Annotated in this window: 15 protein-coding genes and 2 pseudogenes; 14 read left to right on the forward strand and 3 right to left on the reverse strand. The window is 47.2% G+C overall.

Annotation, left to right across the window (positions count from 1 at the left end):
• The first annotated feature begins 396 nt into the window (after positions 1 to 396).
• From K8W53_RS13280 to K8W53_RS13295, 5 genes and pseudogenes are all read left to right on the forward strand, one after another.
• A complete protein-coding gene (locus K8W53_RS13280) occupies positions 397 to 918 on the forward strand; it encodes a ricin-type beta-trefoil lectin domain protein (RefSeq protein ID WP_023223707.1) in 522 nt (173 codons plus the stop codon).
• A gap of 180 nt (positions 919 to 1,098) precedes the next feature.
• The gene (gene msgA, locus K8W53_RS13285; RefSeq protein ID WP_000497451.1) at positions 1,099 to 1,338 is read left to right on the forward strand and encodes a virulence protein MsgA; all 240 of its coding nucleotides are present in this window, start codon (positions 1,099 to 1,101) and stop codon (positions 1,336 to 1,338) included.
• Positions 1,339 to 1,826: 488 nt separating this feature from the next.
• Positions 1,827 to 2,615, forward strand: coding sequence for a putative envelope lipoprotein EnvF (gene envF / locus K8W53_RS13290; RefSeq protein WP_017440976.1), 789 nt, complete (start codon positions 1,827 to 1,829; stop codon positions 2,613 to 2,615).
• Between the two features lie 321 nt (positions 2,616 to 2,936).
• On the forward strand, positions 2,937 to 3,143 hold the full coding sequence (locus K8W53_RS23915; protein WP_023182055.1) for a hypothetical protein: 207 nt from the start codon (positions 2,937 to 2,939) through the stop codon (positions 3,141 to 3,143).
• A 190-nt stretch (positions 3,144 to 3,333) separates the two neighbouring features.
• Positions 3,334 to 3,405, forward strand: a pseudogene (locus tag K8W53_RS13295) (tail fiber assembly protein); the annotation flags it as partial.
• A gap of 143 nt (positions 3,406 to 3,548) precedes the next feature.
• Here the strand turns inward: K8W53_RS13295 and K8W53_RS23990 are convergent.
• The gene (locus K8W53_RS23990) at positions 3,549 to 3,773 is read right to left on the reverse strand and encodes a PagK family vesicle-borne virulence factor (protein ID WP_223163376.1); all 225 of its coding nucleotides are present in this window, start codon (positions 3,771 to 3,773) and stop codon (positions 3,549 to 3,551) included.
• A gap of 29 nt (positions 3,774 to 3,802) precedes the next feature.
• On the opposite strand from K8W53_RS23990, the pseudogene K8W53_RS13305 reads away from it, so the two are divergent.
• Positions 3,803 to 3,985 (forward strand): annotated as a pseudogene (locus K8W53_RS13305) (hypothetical protein); the annotation flags it as partial.
• A gap of 286 nt (positions 3,986 to 4,271) precedes the next feature.
• Here the strand turns inward: K8W53_RS13305 and sopF are convergent.
• Together sopF and icd are read right to left on the reverse strand one after the other, a co-directional pair.
• Positions 4,272 to 5,396: a type III secretion system effector SopF gene (gene sopF, locus K8W53_RS13310; protein ID WP_052939338.1), complete on the reverse strand. Its 1,125-nt coding sequence runs from the start codon at positions 5,394 to 5,396 to the stop codon at positions 4,272 to 4,274.
• A 446-nt stretch (positions 5,397 to 5,842) separates the two neighbouring features.
• Entirely contained in the window at positions 5,843 to 7,093 is a 1,251-nt protein-coding gene (gene icd / locus K8W53_RS13315; RefSeq protein ID WP_000444508.1) for an NADP-dependent isocitrate dehydrogenase, read from the reverse strand.
• A gap of 171 nt (positions 7,094 to 7,264) precedes the next feature.
• Between icd and rluE the strand changes: the two genes are divergently transcribed.
• From rluE to phoQ, 8 genes are all read left to right on the forward strand, one after another.
• Positions 7,265 to 7,930 carry a 23S rRNA pseudouridine(2457) synthase RluE gene (rluE, locus tag K8W53_RS13320; protein WP_001249412.1) on the forward strand — a complete coding sequence of 222 codons (666 nt, stop codon included), beginning with the start codon at positions 7,265 to 7,267 and terminating at the stop codon, positions 7,928 to 7,930.
• Positions 7,927 to 8,256, forward strand: a complete 330-nt coding sequence (locus tag K8W53_RS13325) for a lysozyme inhibitor LprI family protein (RefSeq protein ID WP_000825956.1) — start codon at positions 7,927 to 7,929, stop codon at positions 8,254 to 8,256. Before rluE ends, K8W53_RS13325 begins: the two co-directional genes overlap by 4 nt.
• Before the next feature lie 11 nt (positions 8,257 to 8,267).
• Positions 8,268 to 8,729, forward strand: coding sequence for an NUDIX hydrolase (locus K8W53_RS13330; protein WP_000476069.1), 462 nt, complete (start codon positions 8,268 to 8,270; stop codon positions 8,727 to 8,729).
• 53 nt (positions 8,730 to 8,782) lie between these two features.
• Complete coding sequence (gene mnmA / locus K8W53_RS13335) at positions 8,783 to 9,889, forward strand: tRNA 2-thiouridine(34) synthase MnmA (protein WP_000004540.1); 1,107 nt, start codon at positions 8,783 to 8,785, stop codon at positions 9,887 to 9,889.
• A gap of 86 nt (positions 9,890 to 9,975) precedes the next feature.
• Positions 9,976 to 10,617 (forward strand): high frequency lysogenization protein HflD, encoded by a 642-nt coding sequence (gene hflD / locus K8W53_RS13340; RefSeq protein WP_001519653.1) that lies wholly within the window; start codon positions 9,976 to 9,978, stop codon positions 10,615 to 10,617.
• Positions 10,618 to 10,620: 3 nt separating this feature from the next.
• On the forward strand, positions 10,621 to 11,991 hold the full coding sequence (purB, locus tag K8W53_RS13345) for an adenylosuccinate lyase (RefSeq protein WP_000423763.1): 1,371 nt from the start codon (positions 10,621 to 10,623) through the stop codon (positions 11,989 to 11,991).
• A 126-nt stretch (positions 11,992 to 12,117) separates the two neighbouring features.
• Entirely contained in the window at positions 12,118 to 12,789 is a 672-nt protein-coding gene (gene phoP / locus K8W53_RS13350; protein ID WP_001537766.1) for a two-component system response regulator PhoP, read from the forward strand.
• Complete coding sequence (phoQ, locus tag K8W53_RS13355) at positions 12,789 to 14,252, forward strand: two-component system sensor histidine kinase PhoQ (RefSeq protein ID WP_001031687.1); 1,464 nt, start codon at positions 12,789 to 12,791, stop codon at positions 14,250 to 14,252. Before phoP ends, phoQ begins: the two co-directional genes overlap by 1 nt.
• Positions 14,253 to 14,322: the final 70 nt, after the last annotated feature.

The raw sequence follows: 14,322 nt of genomic DNA on the forward strand, positions 1-14,322 counted from the left end.
TTCAGAAAAATTTAGCGAGTACGTATACCTCCGCAGTTTGCTATGAGGCTTTGCCTGAAAGGCTGCAGAATGTTTTCAGTGGCGAAAATCTAAAGGATTTATTTTGCTAATGACTCCTGTGACCTCTTTTATCATATATCGGGTGCCCCCCCTTCTCACTTTGTTTAACGTGAAGAAATGTACAGCCGTTTTTCACTGTGATAGCATCTAATATTGCAAAAGTATTTAACGCTATATACCCATCGTCACAGGAGTGGCTGGCTGCGCGCATTTAACCGAAGTATTTATGTGATTCTATCGGAATTATCTCTATTGCCGCTCAATGCTACGTCATATTCAGTGGGTATAAATCGCCAATATAGTTGTAACGCTATTTATTTTTAGGGTAATAATTGAATGACTTTGCTTTCAGGAAAAACCACACTGGTTCTCTGCCTCTCCTCTATTTTATGTGGATGTACGACGAACGGCTTACCCACACCTTATAGTATTAATTTGTCGTTCCCGGTCATTACACAAAACCAGATTAATTCCGGTGGTTATTACATAAATGACGCGGAACAAATTCGAACAACTGATGGTCTGTGCCTTGATGCAGGCCCAGATCAACAGAATCGTTTGACGCTGCGGGAGTGTAAGCATGTGCAATCTCAGCTTTTCTCATTTCACCGAGATAGAATCACGCAGGGTGAGAAATGTCTGGATGCCGCAGGACAAGGTACAAAAGAAGGCACACCAATCATTCTTTATTCATGCACGGGTAATGATAACCAGCGCTGGCTCACTGATGATAACAAAATTAAGGGGGAACAGAGCCGAAAATGCCTGGGCACAAATAGCATTATTGTCAGAAAAGGCGACCCTGTTGTGTTGGCCGATTGCGATTTTAGTCGCGCCCTGGAATTTACCATCAGGTAGCAGGACACCGCTGTGAAGAGAGAGCCGCTAACCTCATGACACGACAACAGGTTAGCGACCTTTACTTCCACGTGCGGTCACGTCCGCAACGTCAGGATGACAAAACGGCGGCTAAACCTTGACACCAGTTATATACCCAGCTTAAATACTGGTCATCCAACCAGTAAAAAGGAAATGGCGATGTTCGTCGAACTCGTTTATGACAAGCGAAATGTTGAAGGTTTGCCAGGCGCACGCGAAATCATCCTCAATGAACTCACAAAACGCGTACATCAACTTTTTCCCGATGCGCAAGTGAAAGTTAAGCCAATGCAGGCGAACGCATTAAACAGTGACTGTACAAAAACCGAGAAAGAACGGCTGCACCGTATGCTGGAAGAGATGTTTGAAGAGGCTGATATGTGGCTGGTCGCCGAATAACGCCCCCTCCTGCGAAAGCGACATATCCGATCGAAAACAGCGCCCTGAGGCGCTGTCTGTGACGATATAACGCAAACGCCACCACTCAGAACATGTTGTTGTTGATATCTCAGACCGGTATGTGGAACCGACATTCATCGCTTCACTGGCCTGTCGGTATGAGTAGCCCTTATCAACAATCAGCTATGCGCATTCCAGCCTGAACTCTGAAAGTACGTTTGGTTTTTTTGTTTATTAAGAGCCTATCCCATTAGACTCTTTTATTCGCCAAACTGGCTTTAACGATTACGCCTACTGGGATAGGTTCTAAACTTATCATCAATACGTAAAATACCTATTTACGAACAAAAAGTAACAGGTAAAAATCCGAAATAAAACCAGCATAACTAAAACTTACTGCAGATATGCACACGCATTATTACTATGTTTCCAGGATAGTCTCGACCAGTCAAGGCATCTATTTTATATAAAAAAGGGAAATACTTCACATGAATAAAATACATGTTACATATAAAAATCTCTTACTTCCGATTACCTTCATCGCGGCAACTCTAATTAGCGCCTGTGATAACGATAAAGATGCCATGGCGGAAGCTGAAAAAAATCAAGAGAAATACATGCAAGAAATCCAGCAAAAAGAGCACCAGCAATCAATGTTCTTTTACGATAAAGCCGAAATGCAAAAAGCTATTGCCAATATCAACGCAAAAGGTGGAGCCAATCTTGCGATTATTGAAGTCCGTTTCTTCAAGGGCGGGTATTCATTCATTCGACAGAGTGTTAACACCCCTGCTAAAGTAGAGATGTTTAAATTTAACAACGGCTACTGGGGGGGACCTTCGCCTGTCAACTTAACCATCTTTGGCACTATAACAGAGGAGCAAAAACAAGAAGCACTAAAAGAAGCTTTATTCAAATTCGACTCGATCAATTTCAGCATTATACCAGAGCGTATTCAGGAAACAATTAAACGCGCTAACGCCAGTGGCATCATTTCCGTTACGGAAGATAGCGATATCGTTGTACGAGCAGAGATAGCTCATAATGGCGAATTCGTCTATGACATTACCATCACTGCTAAAAATACAGGACGTGCGGTAATGACCTTAAATAAGGATGGTTCTATTGCCGGATATGAGACCAAAGAACCTTTCGACCCCAAAAAAGAAGCCGAAAAAGCACAGCAACTTGTTGAACAATCGAGAAAAGACATTGAAAGTCAGCGTAAAAAAGCAGCTGAAAAGATGAACGAAATACAGCAGACATTTAAAAAATAGTAGGCGATACAAACATTGATAAAAATTATAGCGCGAAAGAACACGTGCCAGGTACTAAAGCACTGCCTGAAGACAGCGAATCGCCATTTCATTCTCTGGCACTGTAATTTTTCGTACTCAAAATATTTATTTATTGAGCCTTTTGTGGATAAACAGGTGAAGTTATGTGACGCCAGGAACCTGGTCCAGCGGGCGTACTTGTTGGAGCCAGTGTAAAGCCGGGCAGCGCGCAGAAACCGGAGCGTATACGTTGTACGTGAGAATTTCGAGCACTGCCCGCCCTAAAAATGACGAATAAAATAGATATTTTAAAGAGGTAATATGAAGAATTTTTTCAAAATAATTACTGATTTCATCGCGAATATTTCCCTTGATCTATTTGCTATATTTTTATGCATGCTATTCGTATACAAAACAGGACCATCAATTGGTGTGATATCATTTTTTATTGCATTAATTATGTATATCATTCTTCATTTTATTTTTTACTCATTTCGTGAAAAAATCATAAAAAAAATATTTAAATAAGTATTTAAATATTTTTGTTTTGAGGTACAAATTCAGCGCAATAAAACAGAGCAACTTAAAAACAAAAAATTAGATGTAGCGAGGTGGAAGAGGACTGCCATGTACTGGACCATGCGACAGGTCGGGAGAGGAACGTACGGGAAAGAACGCAATACTGTCATTGATGGCAAGAGATGATGAGCGATGAATGGAAAAATACAGGGTGTTGGTAAACCGTGTGGACACATCAAAACCTGACTGGCCTGATAGGCCTGTAAGCCAGCAATATAACGTTGTGAAAAATCAGGCTGGCGTTAATAAAACACACCGGCCTGAGATAATATTCAGTTCAGGATGAGCTGATGAAACATAATAGCCTGATATACCCTCAGTCCTGATATGGTTGATATAGTTTTCTGTAAAAAACTAACAACCACAAACCTGACACCACCCCGGTGGCTTCATCTCACCTGCTGGCCAATGTTCACACCATTCTGGGTGAATAAATGCTTCGGGGCCTGACGGCCAGCCACGGGAGGCGTGTTTTGTATTATCTGGTGGGGGTTTTGAATCACTGGCAGCCATCGCCGATGCCGAAAAGGCTGTAGCCGACAACACCAGAAGCAATGGGAAAAATACACGATGTCTCATAATATCACCCGTAAATATTAAGATTATCCTTGCTGTTAACTTCCCTCATTTTCAGCATAACTCATGCTTCATCATCATTGAATAAACAATTAAGTTTGTTGAACGAAAATTTACTTAAAGAAAAAATAATAAGCCTTAATATTTTTTGCAGTATTTCAACTTATAGCAGAATAAATGTGCGTAGATGGCGTAAAAACCTGATGAGCAGGAATATCGATAGCCAGTAAATCACTCCTGTGGTAATGCAGGACACCTGATGACTGTGAAGGTAGCTTCATCTGTAGCGCCGGTGAAGTTCAGCGATTTAAGTGAAAAGTAGCCAGCAGGCGCTTCTGCTGGTCCATATTCCTCTATTTTGCCAGACCATACTGAAGTGCCACCCAAGTATCTGCCAGAACGATCCTGAGATAATAAATATAAAAGCAGTTACTGCCTACCTCAAGAAGTATGTGCTCATGATCATTTAAAGCTCTTTTAAAGAGACTGATAATAAGCTTGTCAATATAATATTATGCAGTCTCTATTAAGCGCCTGGTTTATTTGTTTTGCATAATCATATAGTTGACTTTCCGAGTAAGAATTTTCTTGCAAAGACAAATAAACGTGTTTTATATCTCTAAATAAGCATACATCACCATGGATATGAGCCTCTATATAATTCCCTTCATAGCCTGTACCATAATTAGAGTGAGCTAAAAACTTTTCGCCCTTAGCCATTTTAACCAAACTCTTAAAGCAATTATAACCAAAAAAATCATTTTGACAGGATGCGATCAGGTTCTCCATATGCCAAAATGTAGATAATTTACTCGTATCCAGACCAAATCTGTGGCCGTAGGTATCAAAAGGTGAGAATGTACAATTTGTTTTTACATTATCATTTAATTCAAAAAATGATTTCCCATAGGCGCTGGCACCTCCATTTTTACCGTTCAGAAAGTCCAGTGCAGCATAAATTGGTCTGCTTGTAGGGCTAAAGGTTCTACTATTGGGAGTATATGCTACGGAAAAACCGCCTGTCTGACCATATGGGGCATAAGGTGAATCTGCAAGCTTCTCCAGTTCAAATGCTTTAGTTTCAACTGAATCACGTCCGACATTATAAGCAGGTAAATCGCCAGGTCTGCAACCTAATGCATAAGAGTTCAGATATTCTTTATTTTTTAAGAGAGAGACAAAGTCAATTTTGGCTGCATTAAAATTTATTGTCAGTCGGGCATTTTGTAAAATATCCACCATCTTATTTAGCAAAAGAGTGGAATCTATTTCGGCACCACACTCACGGCTTATCCGCCTGAGCGCTTTTTCTCTTATTATGTCAGCGTCGCGCTGACACCTGGAATGAATATGTGCAAGTACTTGTTTTCCAAAAAGGCGACCATACACCTTTTTACGCTCTTCATTGCTGAGACCGCAAAACACTTCGTCAAAAGAAAGCCTGTACGCTGCGCTTACAGAACCTCTCGCCGCTCTGCTTTCTGGAAATGGCGGAACATCTTCAACAACATTTTTAACTTGCTGAATGTCTGAAGACAGAGGAGTATGTCCGACATTTTTTTCCTTATCTGTTTCCAGATATTGCGGAACCTTTACACTTCCACTATAGCAGATAGGTTTGAGCATATGTCTCCTGAATTTTTACGACTAATAGTATTCACTTTCGCTGACGTATTCTTTATCAGGCTGATATTTCAACACTTCTTAGCCGCCTTGTAGAAGTGCAAATAAAGCATACTAATAATTTCATAAAATACTTAATCTACCCACTATTGCAGTCTATAAATTATCACCTTTTATTGAAATATTATCCTGATAATAACAACAAATCTGATAAGGCACTTTCAAAAAATAGCCAAACCACACATCATAAAGAAAACCACTACAATCAAAACCGGTAACTATCAACTTTCAGGGGGGCTCAGGTTACCATGACGATCGGGGTAAAGGATAGATTACTATTGCGGTCTGAATTGAGGGAGTTTTGATAAATTATTTTGATAACCGTTCGAATGCTAATAATAAAAACGGGAACGTTAAGTCCCCGTTTTAGTTTTTAACAATTATCGTTATCACATATTTGCGATGATCGCGTCACCAAACTCTGAACATTTCAGCAACTTAGCGCCTTCCATCAGGCGTTCAAAGTCATAAGTCACGGTCTTCGCGGCAATCGCGCCTTCCATACCTTTAACAATCAGATCCGCCGCTTCGAACCACTGCATGTGACGCAGCATCATCTCCGCAGACAGAATAATGGAGCCTGGGTTGACTTTATCCTGGCCCGCATATTTCGGCGCAGTCCCGTGAGTGGCTTCAAACAACGCGCATTCGTCGCCGATATTCGCACCCGGTGCAATACCGATACCGCCAACCTGAGCCGCCAGGGCATCGGAAATATAGTCACCGTTCAGGTTCATACAGGCGATAACGTCGTATTCCGCCGGACGCAACAGGATCTGTTGCAGGAACGCATCGGCGATAACGTCTTTAACCACGATCTCTTTACCCGTGTTCGGGTTCTTAATTTTCAGCCACGGACCGCCGTCAATAAGCTCACCGCCGAACTCGTCGCGCGCCAACTGGTAGCCCCAGTCTTTAAACGCGCCTTCGGTGAACTTCATGATATTGCCTTTATGTACCAGCGTAACGGAATCGCGATCGTTGGTAATAGCGTATTCAATCGCCGCGCGAACCAGACGTTTAGTGCCTTCTTCAGAACACGGTTTGATACCGATACCGCAGTGCTCCGGGAAGCGAATTTTCTTCACGCCCATCTCTTCGCGCAGGAACTTGATCACTTTCTCAGCGTCTGCAGAGTCAGCTTTCCATTCAATTCCGGCGTAGATGTCTTCAGAGTTTTCACGGAAGATGACCATATCGGTCAGCTCCGGATGTTTCACCGGACTTGGCGTGCCCTGATAGTAACGAACGGGACGCAGACAAACGTACAGGTCAAGCTCCTGACGCAGGGCAACGTTCAGAGAGCGGATACCGCCGCCAACCGGCGTGGTCAATGGACCTTTAATCGCTACTCGGTAGTCACGAATTAAATCAAGGGTTTCAGCGGGAAGCCAGACATCCTGGCCGTAAACCTGTGTGGATTTTTCTCCGGTGTAAATTTCCATCCAGGAAATTTTACGCTCGCCTTTATAGGCTTTCTCGACGGCGGCATCGACCACTTTAAGCATGGCTGGAGTGACATCAACACCGATACCATCGCCTTCAATAAACGGGATAATCGGATTCTCAGGAACGTTGAGTTTGCCGTTTTGCAGGGTGATCTTCTTACCTTCCACCGGAACAACTACTTTGCTTTCCATTCACCTCTCCTTCGAGCGCTTCTGGTTTGCTCGTCTGTCATCGCGCTGCATGTGCAATGGCGTCCTGCTGCACGACTGCGTTAGAGCAATTTTTTGTTAATGTTTTGTAATGAGCATGTCAATACTACCCTATTGTTTGCCGCCATGAAAGACACTCATTATTGCGCTATAATGCGGCAATTAATAAGTTCTGAAAACACCATGCAAAAAACTTCTTTTAGAAATCACTACGTTAAGCGATTCAGCTCACGACAAGCATCTAAATCACGGAAAGAAAACCAGCCAAAACGCGTGGTTTTGTTCAATAAACCTTACGATGTGTTGCCGCAGTTCACAGATGAAGCAGGTCGCCGCACGTTAAAAGATTTTATTCCTGTGCAAGGCGTTTATGCCGCAGGCCGCCTGGACCGCGACAGCGAAGGGCTTTTGGTGCTGACTAATGACGGCGCGCTGCAGGCGCGCCTCACGCAACCGGGCAAACGCACCGGCAAGATTTACTATGTTCAGGTAGAAGGTATCCCGGATAATGCAGCGCTGCAGGCGCTTCGTACTGGCGTCACGCTCAACGATGGCCCTACCCTGCCCGCCGGTATTGAGATTGTCGCGGAGCCGGACTGGCTGTGGCCGCGCACCCCGCCGATTCGCGAACGGAAGAATATTCCCACCAGTTGGCTAAAAGTCACCTTATATGAAGGCCGCAACCGCCAGGTAAGACGCATGACAGCGCATGTCGGTCATCCCACTCTACGATTAATTCGTTACAGCATGGGCGACTACACGCTCAACGGCCTCGATAATGGACAGTGGCGCGAGATCGCACAGGAGAAAGACAGATGAAACGGCTTCTCATTGCTTTTGCTTTATTAACACCGTTATCCGTCAATGCGGCCAGCTTCGACTGCCAGAAAGCGCAGGCTGCGGATGAAAAGGCTATCTGCGCGCACCTGACGCTGAATGATAAAGACGTGGAAATGCACACCAAATATCAGTTTCTGAAAGGGTTGTTCGCGATGGGCAGTCGCGGCGCCCTGCAGGACGCCCAGCAGAGCTGGCTTAAACAGCGTCAGCAGTGCAAGGCCGACGTCACCTGCCTGACAAAAGCTTATAACGAGCGTCTGAAACAGCTTGACGCGATCTATGACCACATTGATAAACCGCTTTAATAAGGATGCCTATGTTCAAGCCGCACGTGACCGTTGCCTGCATCGTACATGCCGAAGATAAATTTCTGGTGGTGGAAGAGACCATCAACGGTAAATCGTTATGGAATCAACCTGCCGGACACCTGGAGGCAGATGAAACGCTGGCGCAGGCCGCCGCGCGTGAACTGTGGGAAGAGACTGGCATCACGGCGCAACCACAGTATTTTATCCGTATGCATCAGTGGATTGCGCCGGATAAGACCCCGTTCCTGCGCTTTTTATTCGCTATCAAGCTTGATCATATTTGCGCGACCGAACCCCATGACAATGACATCGATTGCTGCCGTTGGGTGAGCGCCGACGAGATTCTGAACGCGCCGAATTTACGTTCTCCGCTGGTGGCTGAAAGCATTCGCAGTTATCAAACGGGACAATGTTACCCCTTATCTATAGTGGGCGAATTTAACTGGCCGTTTACAGAGGGTGTCAAGTAAAGGGCTGCGTGGTAGAATACGCCGCCTTGAAGTTCAATGTCGCGAGTATTCCAATGTCAGAAAGCCCAAAAAAAGTGATCGTCGGCATGTCCGGCGGTGTCGATTCCTCCGTTTCCGCCTGGCTGTTGCAACAACAGGGTTATCAGGTAGAAGGCCTGTTCATGAAGAACTGGGAAGAGGACGATGGTGAGGAATACTGTACCGCGGCAGCCGATCTGGCTGACGCGCAGGCCGTGTGCGACAAGCTTGGCATTGAACTGCATACCGTTAATTTTGCCGCAGAATATTGGGATAACGTCTTTGAACTGTTCCTTGAAGAGTACAAAGCGGGCCGTACGCCGAACCCGGATATTCTGTGCAATAAAGAGATCAAATTTAAAGCCTTCCTTGAATTTGCCGCAGAAGATTTAGGCGCCGACTATATCGCCACCGGTCACTACGTTCGCCGCGCGGATGTAAACGGCAAAAGCCGGTTGTTGCGCGGGCTCGACGGCAACAAAGATCAGAGCTACTTCCTCTATACGCTTGGCCATGAGCAGATTGCGCAAAGTCTGTTCCCGGTTGGCGAACTGGAAAAACCGCAGGTGCGTAAAATCGCCGAAGATTTGGGGCTGGTAACCGCAAAGAAAAAAGATTCTACCGGCATCTGCTTTATCGGCGAGCGCAAATTCCGCGACTTTTTAGGGCGCTATCTGCCTGCGCAGCCGGGGAAAATCATTACCGTTGACGGCGATGAAATCGGCGAGCATCAGGGTCTGATGTATCATACGCTCGGCCAGCGTAAAGGGCTGGGAATCGGCGGCACCAAAGACGGTAGCGAAGACCCCTGGTATGTGGTGGATAAAGACGTTGAAAACAATGTGTTAATTGTCGCCCAGGGGCATGAGCACCCACGCCTGATGTCGGTAGGCCTCATCGCCCAGCAGCTACATTGGGTCGATCGCGAACCGTTCACCGGCACTCTGCGCTGTACGGTAAAAACCCGCTACCGCCAGACCGATATTCCGTGCACGATTAACGCGCTGGATGACGATCGTATCGAGGTCATTTTTGACGAGCCGGTTGCCGCCGTTACGCCGGGCCAGTCCGCTGTCTTTTACAGCGGCGAAGTCTGCCTGGGCGGCGGCATTATCGAGCAGCGACTGCCGCTGACGGTCTGATTATTCAATACACAACACCATTCAAGTCGCCTCAAAGCGGCTTAAAAGATGAAGTGTATTTTATTTGATACAAGGAAGCAGTGATTGTGGCAAAGAATTATTATGACATCACCCTCGCGCTCTCTGGCATTTGCCAGTCGGCACGCCTGGTGCAACAACTGGCGCACCAGGGACACTGTGATGCCGACGCGTTGCACGTTTCACTCAACAGTGTCATTGATATGAATCCCAGTTCTACTCTGGGCGTGTTCGGCGGCAGCGAAGCCAACCTGCGTCTTGGTCTGGAAACACTGCTCGGCGTGCTGAATGCCAGCAGCCGACAGGGACTTAACGCCGAACTGACGCGTTATACGCTTAGCCTGATGGTGCTGGAGCGCAAGCTGTCATCCGCCAAAGGCGCATTGAATACGTTAGGCGATCGCATTAACGGCCTGCAGCGCCAGCTTGATCATTTTGATTTACAGTCAGACACGTTAATGAGCGCCATGGCGGGCATCTACGTGGATGTGATTAGCCCATTGGGCCCGCGCATTCAGGTGACGGGCTCCCCGGCCGTTCTGCAAAGTCCGCAGGTGCAGGCCAAAGTCCGCGCCTCGCTACTGGCAGGCATCCGTGCAGCCGTGCTCTGGCATCAGGTAGGCGGTGGTCGCCTACAGCTTATGTTTTCTCGTCATCGCCTGACGACTCAGGCAAAACAAATTCTTGCTCATTTAACCCCGGAGTTATGATCTATGGAATTATCCTCACTGACCGCCGTTTCCCCTGTCGATGGACGCTACGGCGATAAAGTCAGCGCGCTGCGCGGAATTTTTAGCGAATACGGTTTGCTGAAATTTCGTGTACAAGTCGAAGTACGTTGGCTGCAGAAATTAGCCGCGCACGCAGCGATCAAGGAAGTTCCTGCTTTTGCTGCCGACGCAAACGGTTACCTGGATACGCTTGTTGCAAACTTCAATGAAGAAGATGCCGCGCGCATTAAAACCATTGAGCGCACCACGAATCACGATGTGAAAGCGGTTGAGTATTTTCTGAAAGAAAAAGTCGCCGCGATCCCGGCGCTACATGACGTTTCCGAGTTTATCCACTTTGCCTGCACTTCTGAGGACATTAACAACCTGTCGCACGCGTTAATGCTCAAAACCGCGCGCGATGAAGTGATCCTGCCTTACTGGCGTCAGGTGATTAACGCGGTTAAAGATCTCGCCACGCAGTATCGCGACATTCCTCTGCTCTCCCGCACCCACGGCCAGCCGGCAACGCCTTCCACTCTGGGTAAAGAGATGGCGAACGTGGCGTATCGTATGGAGCGTCAGTTCCGCCAGCTCAACCAGGTGGAGATCCTCGGTAAAATCAACGGCGCCGTAGGCAACTATAACGCGCATATCGCCGCCTATCCGGAAGTTGACTGGCATCAGTTCAGCGAAGAGTTCGTCACCTCACTGGGCATCCAGTGGAACCCTTACACCACCCAGATTGAACCGCATGATTATATTGCGGAACTGTTTGACTGTATCGCGCGCTTTAACACCATCCTGATCGATTTCGATCGCGATGTCTGGGGCTATATTGCGTTGAACCATTTCAAACAGAAAACCATCGCCGGGGAGATCGGTTCTTCTACCATGCCGCACAAAGTTAACCCCATTGACTTTGAAAACTCAGAAGGCAACCTCGGTCTGTCTAATGCAGTGTTGCACCATCTGGCAAACAAACTGCCGGTTTCCCGCTGGCAGCGCGATCTGACCGACTCAACCGTTCTGCGTAACCTGGGTGTCGGCATCGGCTATGCGCTTATCGCTTATCAGTCCACCCTGAAGGGCGTCAGCAAGCTGGAAGTAAACCGCGATCATCTGCTTGACGAACTGGATCACAACTGGGAAGTATTAGCCGAACCGATCCAGACCGTCATGCGCCGCTATGGTATTGAAAAACCATATGAAAAACTGAAAGAGTTGACCCGTGGCAAGCGTGTCGATGCCGAAGGAATGAAACAGTTTATTGATAGTCTGGCCCTGCCGGAAGCAGAAAAAACGCGCCTTAAAGCCATGACGCCGGCAAATTATATCGGTCGCGCGGTGACTCTGGTCGACGAACTTAAATAATGCGTGCCTCACCCTCTTTTCTTCAGAAAGAGGGTGACTATTTGTCTGGTTTATTAACTGTTTATCCCCAAAGCACCATAATCAACGCTAGACTGTTCTTATTGTTAACACAAGGGAGAAGAGATGATGCGCGTACTGGTTGTAGAGGATAATGCATTATTACGCCACCACCTGAAGGTTCAGCTCCAGGATTCAGGTCACCAGGTCGATGCCGCAGAAGATGCCAGGGAAGCTGATTACTACCTTAATGAACACCTTCCGGATATCGCTATTGTCGATTTAGGTCTGCCGGATGAAGACGGCCTTTCCTTAATACGCCGCTGGCGCAGCAGTGATGTTTCACTGCCGGTTCTGGTGTTAACCGCGCGCGAAGGCTGGCAGGATAAAGTCGAGGTTCTCAGCTCCGGGGCCGATGACTACGTAACGAAGCCATTCCACATCGAAGAGGTAATGGCGCGTATGCAGGCGTTAATGCGCCGTAATAGCGGTCTGGCCTCCCAGGTGATCAACATCCCGCCTTTCCAGGTGGATCTCTCACGCCGGGAATTATCCGTCAATGAAGAGGTCATCAAACTCACGGCGTTCGAATACACCATTATGGAAACGCTTATCCGTAACAACGGTAAAGTGGTCAGCAAAGATTCGCTGATGCTTCAGCTGTATCCGGATGCGGAACTGCGGGAAAGTCATACCATTGATGTTCTCATGGGGCGTCTGCGGAAAAAAATACAGGCCCAGTATCCGCACGATGTCATTACCACCGTACGCGGACAAGGATATCTTTTTGAATTGCGATAATGAATAAATTTGCTCGCCATTTTCTGCCGCTGTCGCTGCGGGTTCGTTTTTTGCTGGCGACAGCCGGCGTCGTGCTGGTGCTTTCTTTGGCATATGGCATAGTGGCGCTGGTCGGCTATAGCGTAAGTTTTGATAAAACCACCTTTCGTTTGCTGCGCGGCGAAAGCAACCTGTTTTATACCCTCGCCAAATGGGAAAATAATAAAATCAGCGTTGAGCTGCCTGAAAATCTGGACATGCAAAGCCCGACCATGACGCTGATTTACGATGAAACGGGCAAATTATTATGGACGCAGCGCAATATCCCCTGGCTGATTAAAAGCATTCAACCGGAATGGTTAAAAACGAACGGCTTCCATGAAATTGAAACCAACGTAGACGCCACCAGCACGCTGTTGAGCGAGGACCATTCCGCGCAGGAAAAACTCAAAGAAGTACGTGAAGATGACGATGATGCCGAGATGACCCACTCGGTAGCGGTAAATATTTATCCTGCCACGGCGCGGATGCCGCAGTTAACCATCGTGGTGGTCGATACCATTCCGATAGAGCTAAAACGCTCCTATATGGTGTGGAGCTGGTTCGTATACGTGCTGGCCGCCAATTTACTGTTAGTCATTCCTTTACTGTGGATCGCCGCCTGGTGGAGCTTACGCCCTATCGAGGCGCTGGCGCGGGAAGTCCGCGAGCTTGAAGATCATCACCGCGAAATGCTCAATCCGGAGACGACGCGTGAGCTGACCAGCCTTGTGCGCAACCTTAATCAACTGCTCAAAAGCGAGCGTGAACGTTATAACAAATACCGCACGACCCTGACCGACCTGACGCACAGTTTAAAAACGCCGCTCGCGGTTTTGCAGAGTACGTTACGCTCTTTACGCAACGAAAAGATGAGCGTCAGCAAAGCTGAACCGGTGATGCTGGAACAGATCAGCCGGATTTCCCAGCAGATCGGCTATTATCTGCATCGCGCCAGTATGCGCGGTAGCGGCGTATTGTTAAGCCGCGAACTGCATCCCGTCGCGCCGTTGTTAGATAACCTGATCTCCGCGCTCAATAAAGTTTATCAGCGTAAAGGGGTGAATATCAGTATGGATATTTCACCAGAGATCAGTTTTGTCGGCGAGCAAAACGACTTTGTCGAAGTGATGGGCAACGTACTGGACAACGCTTGTAAATATTGCCTGGAGTTTGTCGAGATTTCGGCTCGCCAGACCGACGATCATTTGCATATTTTCGTCGAAGATGACGGCCCAGGCATTCCCCACAGCAAACGTTCCCTGGTGTTTGATCGCGGTCAGCGCGCCGATACCCTACGACCAGGACAAGGCGTGGGGCTGGCTGTCGCGCGCGAGATTACGGAACAATACGCCGGGCAGATCATTGCCAGCGACAGTCTGCTCGGCGGCGCCCGTATGGAGGTCGTTTTTGGCCGACAGCATCCCACACAGAAAGAGGAATAAACATTTCTGTGCGTTCTTCCACGCATCTCGTTAAGCATCCGTTATAATCGGTGTCAGATACCAGCCTGCG

Source organism: Salmonella sp. A29-2 (assembly GCF_020150755.1).
In the GTDB taxonomy this organism is placed as follows: Bacteria; Pseudomonadota; Gammaproteobacteria; order Enterobacterales; family Enterobacteriaceae; genus Salmonella; species Salmonella enterica.

Coding starts and splice junctions, on each gene's coding strand:
- K8W53_RS23990 (WP_223163376.1), bottom strand. CDS start 3,773: ATGAGACATCGTGTATTTTTCCCATTGCTTCTGGTGTTGTCGGCTACA.
- phoP (WP_001537766.1), top strand. CDS start 12,118: ATGCGCGTACTGGTTGTAGAGGATAATGCATTATTACGCCACCACCTG.
- rluE (WP_001249412.1), top strand. CDS start 7,265: ATGCGGCAATTAATAAGTTCTGAAAACACCATGCAAAAAACTTCTTTT.
- K8W53_RS23915 (WP_023182055.1), top strand. CDS start 2,937: ATGAAGAATTTTTTCAAAATAATTACTGATTTCATCGCGAATATTTCC.
- sopF (WP_052939338.1), bottom strand. CDS start 5,396: ATGCTCAAACCTATCTGCTATAGTGGAAGTGTAAAGGTTCCGCAATAT.
- K8W53_RS13280 (WP_023223707.1), top strand. CDS start 397: ATGACTTTGCTTTCAGGAAAAACCACACTGGTTCTCTGCCTCTCCTCT.
- purB (WP_000423763.1), top strand. CDS start 10,621: ATGGAATTATCCTCACTGACCGCCGTTTCCCCTGTCGATGGACGCTAC.
- mnmA (WP_000004540.1), top strand. CDS start 8,783: ATGTCAGAAAGCCCAAAAAAAGTGATCGTCGGCATGTCCGGCGGTGTC.
- K8W53_RS13330 (WP_000476069.1), top strand. CDS start 8,268: ATGTTCAAGCCGCACGTGACCGTTGCCTGCATCGTACATGCCGAAGAT.
- phoQ (WP_001031687.1), top strand. CDS start 12,789: ATGAATAAATTTGCTCGCCATTTTCTGCCGCTGTCGCTGCGGGTTCGT.
- envF (WP_017440976.1), top strand. CDS start 1,827: ATGAATAAAATACATGTTACATATAAAAATCTCTTACTTCCGATTACC.
- icd (WP_000444508.1), bottom strand. CDS start 7,093: ATGGAAAGCAAAGTAGTTGTTCCGGTGGAAGGTAAGAAGATCACCCTG.
- msgA (WP_000497451.1), top strand. CDS start 1,099: ATGTTCGTCGAACTCGTTTATGACAAGCGAAATGTTGAAGGTTTGCCA.
- K8W53_RS13325 (WP_000825956.1), top strand. CDS start 7,927: ATGAAACGGCTTCTCATTGCTTTTGCTTTATTAACACCGTTATCCGTC.